The following is a 12623-nucleotide window of genomic DNA, read 5'->3' on the forward strand; positions in this document are numbered from 1 at the left end:
CTCCGATAGAGTGCCCGCCATGGACGACTCCGCCACCGTCAGCGCGGCCGACATCGCGCGCCTCGCCGGGGTCGGCCGGGCCGCGGTGAGCAACTGGCGCCGCCGCTACCCCGACTTCCCGCAGCCGGTGGGCGGCACGGCGTCGAGTCCCCTCTTCGGCCTGGCCGACGTCACCGGCTGGTTCCACGCCCGCGGCAAGCCCTTCGAGCTGTCGGCCGGGGAACGCGCGTGGCAGCGCCTGCGCGCCCTCGGCGACGACCTCGGCCTCGCCGCGCGCGTCAGCCTCGCGGGTGCCTTCTTCGCTTACCAGGCCGGGATTCCCGGCAAATTCGACCGCGAAACCGACCCGGAGCTGCTCGCCCTGCTCAACGAGCTGACCCACCGCGCCGGGCCGCTCGAGTCGTTCGAACTGCTGTGCCGCCGCTACTTCGAGGCGCATTCGCGGCGGCTGTCGACCACGCCGGAGCCGGTCGCCGAGCTGATGGCCCGGCTCGCCGGGCCGGTGTCGACGATCCTCGACCCCGCCTGCGGCTTCGGCGCGCTCGCGCTGGCCAGCGGCGCGAAAACCGTGCTGGGTCAGGACAGCGACGCGGAGACGGCGACGATCGCGGCGTTGCGGTTGCGGCTGCGGGGGGTCGAGGCCGAGGTGCACGCGGTCGACGCGCTGCGCGAGGACGCCTTCGCCGGCCGGACCGCCGAAGCCGTCCTGTGCGATCCGCCGTTCAACGAACGGGCCTGGGGCCACGACGAACTCGTCGGCGACGCGCGCTGGGAGTACGGCCTGCCGCCGCGTGGCGAGCCCGAACTCGCCTGGGTGCAGCACTGCCTCGCGCACGTCGAACCCGGTGGCACGGTGGCGATCCTGATGCCGGGCGCCGCGGCCGGGCGGCGCAGCGGGAAACGCATCCGCGGCAACCTGCTGCGCGCGGGCGCGGTCCGCGCCGTCGTCACGCTGACGGCGGCCGGTCCCGACCTCTGGCTGCTGCGCCGGCCGGTGCCGGGGCAGCGTCCGCCGTCGACCGTGCTGCTCGGCGAGGCGGGCGAAGATCTGTCCACAGTGGAAAGAAGCTGGCAGGAGTTCCAGGACCGGCCCGAAACCGGCGTCCGGATCATCGACCTGCTCGACGACGACGTCGACCTGACGCCGGCCCGCCGCCGCGCCCGGGACGAAGACCTCGGCCAGGCTTTCCAAGCGGTGCGGGGGAAGTTCGCCGAGTTGACCCCGACCCTGCCGCCACTGGAGGCGGCCGACGCCGAGCCGGCGTTCACCACGATCGGCGAACTCGCCAAGGCCGGGGTCGTCGAGGTCAAGCACGCGGCCCGCACCGACGCTGAGCACCCGAGCGCCGAGGCGGGCGACGTCGTCGCGTCGGTGACCGGGATCGCGTACGTCCACAGTGGACTTCCGGAGGCAGTTGGCCCCGGGCTCACCGTCTACCGCGTCGACGCCGCCCGGCTGGACGCGGACTTCCTCGCCGGTTGCCTGCGCGCGGCCGATCTGCCCGCCGCCTCGGCGTCGACGCGGATCGACGGCAGGCGGGTGCGGATCCCACGCGTCCCGCTCGACGTCCAGCGCGAGTACGGCGAGGTGTTCCGCCGGCTGGCCGAGTTCGACGCGGTTCTGCGTGCGACGGCGGAAACGGGCCGGGAGCTGGTGCGGCTAGGCTTCGCGGGACTTGTCGAAGGACGGCTCCGGCCGGGCCGATAGGAAACGGATGCTGATCGCCGACCGCTACGAGCTCGACGAGCTGCCCCTCGGCCGCGGCGGGATGGGCGCGGTGCACGGCGGCCACGACCGCCGGCTGGGGCGGCGCGTGGCGATCAAGCTGCTCAGGCTGCCGGGCCGCGACGAGGAGCTCGAAGCCCGCTTCGCCCGCGAGGCACGGATCCTGGCGACGCTCGACCACCCCGGCGTCCCGACGCTCTACGACTACGGCACCCACGACGACCGGTTGTTCCAGGTCATGCAGTTCGTCGACGGCGTGACGGTGGCCGACCTGCTCGCCGAGCACGGATCGCTGCCGGTGCCGTGGGCCGCGGCGATCGCGGCGCAGACGTGCGCGGTGCTGACCGCCGCGCACGCGCTCGCCGTCTGCCACCGCGACCTCAAGCCGTCCAACCTGATGCTCGGCCCGGACGGCGGGGTGAAGGTGATGGACTTCGGGCTCGCCGTGCTGCGCGAGGCCGACGCCGCGCAGTTCACGCGGGCCGGGCAGCTGCTGGGTACGCCGTCGTACATGGCGCCCGAGCAGATCCAGCGCGGCGGCGCCGAACCACGCAGTGACCTCTACGCGCTGGGCTGCGTGCTGCACGAGATGCTCACCGGGCGGCGGCTCTTCGACGGGCCGACCGCGTACGCGGTGTTCGAGCGGCAGGTCAAGGAGCTGCCGCCGCCGGTGCCCGGTGTCCCGAAGCAGCTGAACGGGCTGCTCGCCGAGATGCTGGCCAAGGACCCGGAAGCGCGGCCGCCCGGGGCGGCCGCGCTGTACGAGCGGCTCGGCGCGTTCGTCGGCGGGCTGCCGCCGCTGCCGGGGTTCCTGGTGCCGCCGTCGGTGCCCAGCCCCGGCCGGATGTACGCCCGGATGCTGGGGCGCGTCAGCGGCTGAGCGCCGCGGTGCGCCGCTCGGCCAGGGGCAGGCCACGGCGCTGGACGCGGAAGTACGTCGTCGCGTTCTGCACCGCGATGCTGACGCCCAGGGTGAGCACGATCGACCCGGTGGTCAGCGGGCCGGCGACGCCGAGGGCGGTGCCCAGCGCGACCAGCCCCACGCGGACGGCGATGGTCAGCACCCACAGCCCGATCGTGACGGCCGAGCCCTTCTGGAACGTCGTGCCGTCACGTTCGGTGAGCGTGGTCGTGGTGCTGCGCAGGACCCCGAGCCCGGCGAGGACGACGAGGTCCACGACGAGCAGGCCGAACTCGGCCGGCGACGCGCCGGGCATCGCCTTCGCGGCCAGGAAGGCACCGACGGCGACGAGGATCAGCGGCAGCATCGTGAGGGTCTTGCGGTCGAGCAGCGTGCCGCGGACCTGCTTGTAGCCGACGCGGTAGAGGACGTAGGCGGCGATCACCACGTAGAGCAGGACGTTCGCGGCGCTGGGCATTTCGGGCTCCTGGGTTTCGAAGGTGCTCCCAGCTTCGGCGAACGGCGGCCCGGTTTCGTCGGCGCGGAGATCGGGCCCGGGTGGAACCGTGGCTCAACCCAGGGGTTGACGCTGACCGAATCGTGACCTTCCGGGACGAACCTCGACCGGGTGACCGCCGTCTTTACCCATGTCCACAAGCGATGATCGAGTAGCTGGGGGTACCGGATCGTGAAGAGGCTTCTGGCGGGAGCGGCCGCGCTGGCCACCGCGTTCGTGCTGGCCGCGTGCTCCGGCGGTGGCGCCGCGACCGAGGGCCCGAACGCCGGCGGCGGGGCCGTCGCCGCGGCGGGCAGCGGGGGCGGGACGCCGACGACGTCGAGCAGCACCGCCGCCCCGACCACCACCAGCGCGACCCCGACGCCGACCCCCACGACGTCGAAGCCGGCGCCGACGACCACCAAGCCCAAGCCGAAGCCGAAGCCCAAGCCGGCGGAGCCGGCGAGCGACCCGGGTGTCCCGTGCGCGGCGGCGGCCGCGGCTTCGGGCACGGCGGCGTGCGTCGACCTCTCCGCGCACAAGGCGTGGATCCTGCAGGGCGGCAAGGTCGTCTACGGGCCGGTGCCGATGCTGCCGGGCCGCAAGGGCTACGCGACGCCGACCGGCACGTTCCACGTGCTGTCGAAGGAGAAGATGCACCTGTCGAAGGAGTTCGACAACGCGAAGATGCCGAACTCGGTGTTCTTCTACCCGGGCGACGCCTTCCACACCGGCAGCCTGTCGGTGTACTCGCACGGCTGCATCCACCTGTCGGCCGGGGCGTCCCTGAAGTTCTTCAACACTTTGCACGTCGGTGACGTCGTCCAGGTTGTCCCGTAACCGGTACAGACCAATTACGGACAGTAGGTCACAGTCCGGTAAATTCGCTCAGACGAGTGCAACTGGTCCCCCTACTCAGGCGATAAGTGATCGCTTGGGAAGGGGGGCCAAATGGCCTTGCGAAAGCTTCGCGCTCTACGTCACTCCTTAGTGGCGGCAGTTATGACTGGGGCGTTGCTGCCGGTCGTGTCCACGGGGGTGGCGACGGCGGCAACCGCATTACCGCAGGGGTTCGTCCTGCGAGACACCAACACCGGGCTGGGGCAGTTCCAGCTCACCGATTTCGCGTACCTGCCGGACCAGTCCGTGATCGCCACGGCGAAGAACGGCCGCGTCCAGTGGGTCCCGGCCACCGGGACACCGAAGACGATCGCGACGTTGCCGTCGACCCGCGACGCGGGCGACCTGGGGCTCGCGGGCCTGGCGGTCGCGCCGGACTACGCGACGTCGCACAACATCTACCTCACCCGCTCGATCAACGTCACCGGCGGCTACGTCATGCGGCTGTCGCGCTTCACGGTCAACGTGGACGCGGCGGGCGCGCCGGCTTCGCTGACCGGTGAGCAGACGTTGTTCGAGACGAAGGGCTTCTTCGACGTCCACGGCATCAACGGCATCGTCGCCGCCGCCGACGGGACGATCTGGATGTCCATCGGCGACAACGGCGACTTCACCCAGGTGGACCCGGGCGCGCTGCGCGCCCAGGACATCAACCAGCCGTACGGGAAGATCCTGCACCTCGCCGCCGACGGCAAGGGCGTGCCGGGCAACCCGTACTACGACGCCGCCAACCCGGGTTCGACCGCGAGCAAGGTGTACGCGCGCGGCTTCCGCAACCCGTTCCGGTTCAGCATCGACCCGACGTCGGGCCTGCCCGTCGCCGGTGACGTCGGCTGGAACACCTGGGAAGAGGTCGACGTCGTCCAGCGCGGTGGCAACCAGGGCTGGCCGTGCTGGGAAGGCAACCACCCGACGCCGGGTTACACCGGCCTCGCGGGCTGCGCCGGCGTGGCGAACCAGCCGCCGATCTTCGAGTTCCTGCACGGCACCGGGCCGATGCAGGGCAACAGCGTCACCGGCGGCATCGTCTACAACGGATCCAGCTACCCGGAGTCCTACCGCGGTTCCTACTTCTTCGGCGACTACGTGACGCACAAGATGTGGACCCTGCGCTACGACGACAAGGGCACCCTGACGCAGGCCCCGGAGAACCCGCCGAAGTTCACCGACATCGGCGGCCCGGTCAAGTTCGGCGCGGCGCCGAACGGCGACATCGTCTACGCCGACATCCTCACCGGCAACCTGCGGCGGCTGACCTACACCGCCGGCAACACCGCGCCGGTGGCGAAGGCCACGACGACCACCGATCCCGACACCCGCACGGTGTCGTTCGACGGCTCGACGTCGGTCGACTACGACAACGACGTCCTGAAGTACGACTGGGACTTCGGTGACGGCACCAAGGCCCTCGACGCCGGCCCGAAGGTGAACCACGCCTACGCGGCGGGCACCGAGTCGTTCACGGCGAAGCTGACGGTCCGGGACCCGCTGGGCGCCACCGGCACGACCGACATCGCGGTCGCGCCCGGCAACCACACCCCGGTCCTCACGCTGACCACGCCCGGGGACACCGCGACGTTCGCGGTGGGCCAGGAGGTCGGCCTGAGCGCCACGGCGACGGACGCCGAGGACGGCACGCTGCCGATCACGTGGACCACCTTCGTCCGGCACTGCCCGAGCGAAGCGACCTGCCACTCGCACCCCGGCGTCGGGGGCACCGGCACGAGCTTCGCGCAGCCGTTCACCGAGCACCCGGACTCCCGCATGGAGTTCACCGCGACGGTGACCGACAGCGCGGGCGTCGTCACGACGAAGACGTACACGGCCCTGCCGCGTCAGCACCGGCTCACCCTGCTCAGCACGCAGCCCGCGGCGCTGAGCATCCCGGTCGAGGGCGGCGTCAGCTCGGCGCTGGTCACCGAGGGCGCGAAGTTCGACGTCGAGGCCGAGCCGCTGGGCACCGACGGCGTTTCGAAGTTCACCGGCTGGCAGAACGGTCCGACGACCACCCGCTGGGACATCACCGTCGGCGCGAGCGACATGACGCTGACGGCGAACTACGACTCGCCGATCGACCAGCGCTACAACGGGGACGCGGCGTTGCGGGCGAAGCTCGGCGTGCCGACCGGTCCCGAGGTCGCCGACGGCGTGGCCCACTACCGGCCCTACGCCAACGGCCGGCTCTACTGGAGCGCCGTCGGTGGCACGAAGTACGTCACCGGTCCGGTGCTGGACAAGTACATCGCGTTCAACGGCCTGACGGTGCTCGGCCCGCCGACCAACGACACTTCGGTGACGCCGGACGGCGTCGGGCAGTACAACCACTTCAACACCAACGGCGCCATCGGGTCGATCTACTACACGGCCGGCACGGGTGCGCACGCGGTGTACGGCGAGATCCGGAAGAAGTGGGCGGCGCTCGGCTACGAACGCCTGCTCGGGTACCCGACGACCGATGAACAGGGCACGCCCGACGGCATCGGCCGCTACAACCACTTCATCAACGGCACCAACGTCGGGTCGATCTACTACAAGCCCGGTCTCGGCGCGAACGCGATCTACGGTGAGATCCGGAAGAAGTGGGCGGACTACGGCTACGAGCGTGGTCTCGGTTACCCGACGATCGACGAGACGGGCACGCCGGACGGCGTCGGCCGGTACAACCACTTCGACCTCAACACCTCGATCTACTACACGGTCGCGACCCAGACCCACGTGGTGAAGGGTGAGATCCGGAAGCGGTGGGGTGTGCTCGGCTGGGAGCGGTCGTACCTGCACTACCCGACGAGTGACGAGTACATGCAGGGTTCGGTGTACCGCAGCGACTTCCAGGGCGGTTACGTCACCTACACCCCGGCCACCGGGGCGGTCGACCACCCGTGGTGATCGGCTGATCGGCTGAACAGTGAACAGGCTCAGGCCGTTCCCGGGGTTCCGGGGGCGGCCTGAGCCGTTTTCGCGGTCAGGAACGCAGGTCCGTGGGGGTGGTCCCGGCCGAGACCAGTGGCAGTCCGAGGGCGACGCGCTCGGTGAGCCACGGGCTCGGCCGGTACCGCGGGTCGCCGGTGGTCGCGGCCAGGCCGCGCAGGATGCGCAGCACGACGTCGCCGCCGACGAGGTCGCCCCAGGCCAGCGGGCCGCGCGGGTAGCCGAGGCCGAGGCGCACGGCCGTGTCGATGTCGGCCGGGGTGGCCAGCTGCTGGCCGGCGATGAAGCACGCGGTGTTGACGATCGAAGCCAGGAGCCGTTGCGCGATCGGGGCCGGCCCGTCGCGCACCACCGTCACCGGCCGGCCGGTCGCCGCCAGCGCGCCCCACGCGGCGCGGCCCGCCGCCGGGTCGAGTCCCGGGTGGACGGACATCGTCAGCCGTCGTTCGTAGCCGCCGAGCGGGTCGACGCCGGTGACGCGGGCCGGCGGCAGTCCCGCCCGGACAGCAGCATCCACTGTGGACTCGCCGTAGAGCGGGACGAGCAGGACCGCGTCCGGGTAGGCGTCGGAGACCACCTGCACACCCGCGCCGGACAGCACGCGGGCGAGGTGCTCGTCGGCGGTGAACACCGGGCTCGTCGGCTTCGGCGGTGCTTCTGGTTCGTCGGCGACCTGCTGCTTCCCGTCGGCGTAGGAGTAGAAGCCTTCGCCGTTCTTGCGCCCGAACAGCCCGGCGGCGACCCGCGGCCGGGTCAGCCACGACGGCCGCAGCCGCGGGTCGCCGTGGAAGCCGCTCCAGATGCTTTCCAGCACCGCGTGGGAGACGTCGAGACCGGTGAGGTCGAGCAGCTCGAACGGGCCGAGCTTCAGGCCGAGCACGTCCCGCGCGACGCGGTCGACGTCGGCGGGCTCGGCCAGCGCTTCGGCGAGGATCTGCAATGCCTCGGTGTTGAGGCCGCGGCCGGCGTGGTTGACCAGGAAGCCGGGCGCGTCCTTCGCGAGCACGGGCTCGTGGCCCCAGCCCTTGACCAGCTCCAGCGCTTCGGCGGGCAGCCAGTCGTGCGTGCGGGTGCCCGGCACGACCTCGACCAGGCGCATCAGCGGCACCGGGTTGAAGAAGTGCAGCCCGACCAGCCGGCCGGGGTCGGCCAGCTCGGCGGCGATTTCGGTGACGGACAGGGAGCTGGTGTTCGTCGCGAAGATCGTCTCCTGTGGACAGACGCGCTCGAGGTCGGCGAACAACGCGCGCTTGGTCGCGAGGTCCTCCCGGACGGCCTCGACGACCAGGTCGACGCCGTCCGCGGGCGCGTCGGGCGAGGCGACGGGCACCAGCCGGTCCTGCACCGCCCGCGCGTCGGCCAGCTTGCCCTTCGCGGCCAGCTTGTCGGCCATGCTCCCGATGAACTCGATCGCGTCGTCGACGGCCTCGCGCCGGACGTCGGCCAGCTCGACGGTCACCCCCGCGGTCGCGGCGAGCTGGCCGATGCCGCGGCCCATCACCCCGGTCCCGATCACCCGGATCCTGCCGACCTTCCCGGCCCACCCCGTCACGTCGCCCGCCTTTCGCACCGATTCCTCACGCGCGACGGTACCGTCTCGACGGTGACGGGGAAGCGGCTGACGCGGGCGGAAAGCCGCGAACGGACGAAGGACCGGCTGCTCGCGGCGGCGGCCGAGCTGTTCGCCGAGCGCGGGGTCAACGGCACGTCGGTCGAGCAGATCGCCGAGCGCGCCGGGTACACGCGCGGGGCGTTCTACGGCAACTTCGAGGACAAGCACGAGCTCGTCGTGGCGTTACTGGCCCGGCGTCGCGAGCAGGAAGCGGCCGAGGTGGCCGCCTTGCGCGGCGACGTCATGGCGCGGCTGAAGGAGTGGCACGCCGAGCGTGCCGAGCACCTGCCCGAGTGGTTCGCCCTGCGCACCGAGCTGACGCTGTACGCGCTGCGCAACCCGCCCGCCCGGACCTCGGCCGGCGAGAACGAGCGGGCCGCGCGGGAGCTGATCGAGGCGGGTGTCCGCGCGACGTTCGCCGCTCGCGGGGTCCAGCCGCCCGCCGACCCGGCGTTCCTCGCGCTGATCATCCACGCGCTGGAGGACGGCCTGCTCCGGCAGCGCTACCTCAGCCCGGAGGGCACGAGCGACACGGTGATCGCCGACGCCGTCGAGCTGCTGCTGCGGTCCTGGCTCGGCTGATCCGGTCGGGAAAACCGGGTGCGGGCCGGTGCCGCGGTGGTGTGTGATCGCGAGCATGGGTGAACCGGACATGCTTTCCGAGGCGGTGCGGGCGCTGCGGGAGTGGCAGCACGAAGGCGCGCCGATGCAGCTGCACCCGGGGGACGTCGGCTGGTTCTGCCGGTTCGGGGCCTCGCCGGCCGCCGCGGCGGTCCGGATCTGGCGTCGCGACGAGCGGGTGGTCGCCGTCGGGCTGCTGGACGAGCCCGGGCTGCTGCGGATGACGATCGCGCCGGCCGCCCGGCAGGACGAAGAACTGGCGTCGCGGCTGGCCGCGGACCTCGGTGACCCGTCGCGCGGGGTGCTGCCGGCAGGGAAGGTGGCGGTCGAGGCGCCCGCCGACGCGCTGCTCCAGGAGGTGCTGGCGGAGCGCGGCTGGACACTCGGCGAGCCGTGGACGCCACTGCGTCGCGGGCTCACGGAGCCGGTGCCGGACGGGGACCTGCGGGTCGAGGTGGCCGGGCCGGCGCAGGCGGCCGAGTGGGCTTCGGTGTTGCGGGCGTCGTTCACCGGGTCGACGTTCTCCGAGGAGCGCTGGCACGCGACGGCGGCCGGAACGCCCTACGCCGACGCGCGGTGCTTGATCGGGTACGACGAGCACGGCACCGCGGTCGCGGTGGTGACGGTGTGGTCGGCCGGGGCGGGCAAGCCGGGGCTGCTCGAGCCGATGGGGGTGCACCGGGACCACCGCCGGCGGGGGTACGGCCGGGCGATCACGCTTGCCGCGGCCGCCGCGCTGCGGGAGCTGGGTTCGTCGAGTGCGCTGGTCTGCACGCCGAGTGCCAACGTCGGTGGCGTGGCGACGTATGAGTCGGCGGGGTTCGAGGCGTGGCCCGAAGTCCGGGACCGCTGCCGGGAGGCTTAGAGCCCGACGAACTCCGCCATCCGCGTCGCCGAGTGCGTGAAGAACGCGTCGGCCGGGTCGACGCTGCCCACGTACTGGCCGAACAGGTCGAAGCTGATCGCCCCGAACAACTGGGTCCACGCCATGATCAGGCGCGTCACCGTCTCCGGCCCGGCGATGATCCCGAGGACCTTCGTGAGCGCCTCGGCCTGCGCGCGCAGCTCGGGCGCGACGGGCCCGTCGATCGCCCGCAGCTCGGTGTGCGTGAGGACCTTGACCAGGGCCAGCGCGACCCGGCCCGCGGGCACGACGGTGTCCTGCGGCGCCTCGTAGCCCGGGATCGGCGAGCCGTAGATCAGCGCGTACTCGTGCGGGTGCGCGCGGGCCCAGTCGCGGGTCGCGTGCCAGATCGCCAGCCAGCGCTCGCGCGGCTCGCCCTCGCCCGGGTCGGCCTGCTCCGCGGCTTCGCCGATGGCGTTGTACGCGTCGACGATCAGGTCGGTCAGCAGCCGGTCGCGGCTCGGGAAGTACCGGTACAGCGCGGACGACACCATGCCCAGCTCCCGCGCCACCGCGCGCAGCGAAAGCCCGTGCGCGCCGACCTCGGCGAGCTGGCGGCGGGCCTCGTCCTTGATCTCCTGCGTGAGTTCGGCGCGGGCGCGTTCACGCGCGGTGCGGGTCGCGGTCATGGGGATCAGTGTGCCACGACGAGAGCGGCGCACAAAATAGAGAGCAGTGCTCTTGACAGTGAGCAGTGCTCGGGTGTTAACTGCTCTTAACCGAGAGCACTGCTCTCCCAAACTTCGGAGGACGTCATGACCGCCGCCCGCTACATCGAGCCGAAGAAGGCCACCAACGTTTTCCACCGGACTGTCGCGCAGCTGACCCGGATGGGCTTCAGCGTCTGGGGCAGCCGGGTGTTGACCGTCGTCGGCCGCAAGAGCGGCGAGCCGCGGTCGGTGCCGGTCAACCTGCTGACCGTCGACGGCGTCCGGTACCTCGTCGCCCCGCGTGGCGAGACGCAGTGGGTGCGCAACCTGCGGGCCGCCGGCCAGGGTTCGCTGCGCGTGGGGAAGCGCGTCGAAGAGTTCACGTTCCGGGAGCTGGCCGACGACGAGAAGCCGGGCATCCTCCGCGCGTACCTCAAGCGGTGGAAGTTCGAGGTCGGAATGTTCTTCGACGGCGTCGACGCGAAGGCGTCGGACGAGAAGCTGCGCGAGATCGCGCCCGGCTACCCGATCTTCGAGATCTTCACGAAGTAGGTTTGCGCCGCGTCAGGTTCGCCGCCACCAGGACGACGCCGACCAGGAACGCGGCGAGCCCGATCAGGAACCACAGCTTCTGGCCGGTCATGAAGCTGCCGGTGATGACTCCGATGCCCTGCAGCACCCAGACGGCGCCGACCAGCACGAACACGATCCCGACCGCGAGGGTGATCCACCGCTTCATCGGCCCAGCTTAGGTCCGCGGCCCGGCCGACACGAGTTCGTGCCGGCCGGCCCGGGGTCGGTACCGCGGTCAGGACTGCGGCAGGGTCACGCCGTACCGCTGGGCGGAGAGGGTGGCCGGGAAGAAGCACGACGTCGAGCCGTCGCCGCCGGAAAGCGTGCCGAGGCCCTTGCCGCCGTCGTAGGCCGGGCCGCCGGAGTCGCCGCCCGCGGACGTGGCCGTCGTGCAGAACTCGTGGTAGACGGTGTAGCCCTCGGCCTCGAAGGTGTAGTCGACCTTCGTGACCTCACCCGAGGTCACGCCCGAGGTGCGGCCATCGCGCTTCATCTGCTCGCCCACCACCGCGTCGGCGAATTCGGTGATCTTCGTGCCGTCGGTGACCTCGCTCGGTCCTTCGCCGGACGCGTTTTCGACGAGCATGTTGTCCTCGTCGGGGAACTTGAAGCCGACGGTCGCGCCGCCGTTCCACGGCCCGCCGCCGCCGAGCACCTCGCAGTGGCCGGCCGACAGCAGCAGCTTCTGGCCGTCCTTCTCCACGTTGAACCCGTTGGAGCAGAGGCCGCGGCCGTTGCTGATTTCGTCGCCGCCCTTGATGAACAGCGACATCGCGCCCGGGTGCCGCTCGACGCGCGCGAGATCGCCGTACTGCCGCACGGTTTCGAGCAGTCTGTCGCGCTGCGCCGCCGGGGTGGCGTCGTAGACGTCGACGACGACCTGGTTGCGGGCGATGTCCAAGCCCCAGCCGGCGTTCGGGACGCTGCCGAGCGCGTCGAGCTGCTGCTTGGCCGCGGTCAGGTCGCCGAGGCTGTGCCGCACCACCTTCGCGGTCACCCCGGAAGACTTCGCCTTGGCGGCGTCGGCTTCGGTCAGCACGTTCACGACGGGCTTGCCCGCCTCGAGGTGGTAACCGCCGGTCGCGGCGCCGAAGCTGCTCAACACCGCCAGCGGGTCCGCCGCGGCGGACACCGCCGGCGTGATGGACACCCCGAGTGTGAGCGCGCCCAACGTGGCAACGCCGAGAACACCGATCCTGGCACGAGTTGTTCGCATGCGTTCTCCCTGCTCCGAAGGCTCCGCGAAGAGTGGGGCCGGACCCAGTCGGGAATTCCCGACGGGACTCGCGAGAACCTGGTCGGTAAAGAACTG

The 12623-nt window shown here is 71.7% G+C and carries 12 protein-coding genes; 7 read left to right on the forward strand and 5 right to left on the reverse strand.

Annotated elements, in window-relative coordinates:
• Nucleotides 1–19 precede the first annotated feature (19 nt).
• Nucleotides 20–1708 carry an HsdM family class I SAM-dependent methyltransferase gene (locus M8542_RS00420; protein ID WP_257917930.1) on the forward strand — a complete coding sequence of 563 codons (1689 nt, stop codon included), beginning with the start codon at nt 20–22 and terminating at the stop codon, nt 1706–1708.
• Between the two features lie 7 nt (nt 1709–1715).
• Nucleotides 1716–2606 (forward strand): serine/threonine-protein kinase, encoded by an 891-nt coding sequence (locus M8542_RS00425; RefSeq protein ID WP_257917931.1) that lies wholly within the window; start codon nt 1716–1718, stop codon nt 2604–2606.
• Here M8542_RS00425 and M8542_RS00430 read toward each other — a convergent pair.
• A complete protein-coding gene (locus M8542_RS00430; RefSeq protein ID WP_257917932.1) occupies nt 2596–3105 on the reverse strand; it encodes a hypothetical protein in 510 nt (169 codons plus the stop codon). The genes M8542_RS00425 and M8542_RS00430 overlap by 11 nt on opposite strands.
• A 210-nt stretch (nt 3106–3315) precedes the next feature.
• Between M8542_RS00430 and M8542_RS00435 the strand changes: the two genes are divergently transcribed.
• A complete protein-coding gene (locus M8542_RS00435) occupies nt 3316–3963 on the forward strand; it encodes a L,D-transpeptidase (protein WP_257917933.1) in 648 nt (215 codons plus the stop codon).
• 111 nt (nt 3964–4074) lie between these two features.
• Nucleotides 4075–6909, forward strand: coding sequence for a PQQ-dependent sugar dehydrogenase (locus tag M8542_RS00440; protein ID WP_257917934.1), 2835 nt, complete (start codon nt 4075–4077; stop codon nt 6907–6909).
• A 76-nt stretch (nt 6910–6985) separates the two neighbouring features.
• On the opposite strand, the gene M8542_RS00445 is transcribed toward M8542_RS00440, so the two are convergent.
• Nucleotides 6986–8503, reverse strand: a complete 1518-nt coding sequence (locus M8542_RS00445) for a 3-hydroxyacyl-CoA dehydrogenase (RefSeq protein WP_257917935.1) — start codon at nt 8501–8503, stop codon at nt 6986–6988.
• 51 nt (nt 8504–8554) lie between these two features.
• On the opposite strand from M8542_RS00445, the gene M8542_RS00450 reads away from it, so the two are divergent.
• Together M8542_RS00450 and M8542_RS00455 are read left to right on the forward strand one after the other, a co-directional pair.
• Nucleotides 8555–9145, forward strand: a complete 591-nt coding sequence (locus M8542_RS00450) for a TetR/AcrR family transcriptional regulator (protein ID WP_257917936.1) — start codon at nt 8555–8557, stop codon at nt 9143–9145.
• A gap of 55 nt (nt 9146–9200) precedes the next feature.
• Nucleotides 9201–10049 carry a GNAT family N-acetyltransferase gene (locus tag M8542_RS00455; protein WP_257917937.1) on the forward strand — a complete coding sequence of 283 codons (849 nt, stop codon included), beginning with the start codon at nt 9201–9203 and terminating at the stop codon, nt 10047–10049.
• On the opposite strand, the gene M8542_RS00460 is transcribed toward M8542_RS00455, so the two are convergent.
• Nucleotides 10046–10717 carry a TetR/AcrR family transcriptional regulator gene (locus M8542_RS00460; RefSeq protein ID WP_257917938.1) on the reverse strand — a complete coding sequence of 224 codons (672 nt, stop codon included), beginning with the start codon at nt 10715–10717 and terminating at the stop codon, nt 10046–10048. The two genes, M8542_RS00455 and M8542_RS00460, sit on opposite strands and share 4 nt — an antisense overlap.
• A gap of 126 nt (nt 10718–10843) precedes the next feature.
• Between M8542_RS00460 and M8542_RS00465 the strand changes: the two genes are divergently transcribed.
• A complete protein-coding gene (locus tag M8542_RS00465; RefSeq protein ID WP_257917939.1) occupies nt 10844–11290 on the forward strand; it encodes a nitroreductase family deazaflavin-dependent oxidoreductase in 447 nt (148 codons plus the stop codon).
• On the opposite strand, the gene M8542_RS00470 is transcribed toward M8542_RS00465, so the two are convergent.
• Together M8542_RS00470 and M8542_RS00475 are read right to left on the reverse strand one after the other, a co-directional pair.
• A complete protein-coding gene (locus M8542_RS00470; protein WP_257917940.1) occupies nt 11280–11477 on the reverse strand; it encodes a hypothetical protein in 198 nt (65 codons plus the stop codon). The two genes, M8542_RS00465 and M8542_RS00470, sit on opposite strands and share 11 nt — an antisense overlap.
• A 69-nt stretch (nt 11478–11546) precedes the next feature.
• The gene (locus M8542_RS00475; RefSeq protein WP_257917941.1) at nt 11547–12527 is read right to left on the reverse strand and encodes a S1 family peptidase; all 981 of its coding nucleotides are present in this window, start codon (nt 12525–12527) and stop codon (nt 11547–11549) included.
• Nucleotides 12528–12623: the final 96 nt, after the last annotated feature.

Source organism: Amycolatopsis iheyensis, from assembly GCF_024703995.1.
Lineage (GTDB): Bacteria > Actinomycetota > Actinomycetes > Mycobacteriales > Pseudonocardiaceae > Amycolatopsis > Amycolatopsis iheyensis.

Coding starts and splice junctions, on each gene's coding strand:
- M8542_RS00420 (WP_257917930.1), top strand. CDS start 20: ATGGACGACTCCGCCACCGTCAGCGCGGCCGACATCGCGCGCCTCGCC.
- M8542_RS00425 (WP_257917931.1), top strand. CDS start 1,716: ATGCTGATCGCCGACCGCTACGAGCTCGACGAGCTGCCCCTCGGCCGC.
- M8542_RS00430 (WP_257917932.1), bottom strand. CDS start 3,105: ATGCCCAGCGCCGCGAACGTCCTGCTCTACGTGGTGATCGCCGCCTAC.
- M8542_RS00440 (WP_257917934.1), top strand. CDS start 4,075: ATGGCCTTGCGAAAGCTTCGCGCTCTACGTCACTCCTTAGTGGCGGCA.
- M8542_RS00455 (WP_257917937.1), top strand. CDS start 9,201: ATGGGTGAACCGGACATGCTTTCCGAGGCGGTGCGGGCGCTGCGGGAG.
- M8542_RS00460 (WP_257917938.1), bottom strand. CDS start 10,717: ATGACCGCGACCCGCACCGCGCGTGAACGCGCCCGCGCCGAACTCACG.
- M8542_RS00465 (WP_257917939.1), top strand. CDS start 10,844: ATGACCGCCGCCCGCTACATCGAGCCGAAGAAGGCCACCAACGTTTTC.
- M8542_RS00470 (WP_257917940.1), bottom strand. CDS start 11,477: ATGAAGCGGTGGATCACCCTCGCGGTCGGGATCGTGTTCGTGCTGGTC.
- M8542_RS00475 (WP_257917941.1), bottom strand. CDS start 12,527: ATGCGAACAACTCGTGCCAGGATCGGTGTTCTCGGCGTTGCCACGTTG.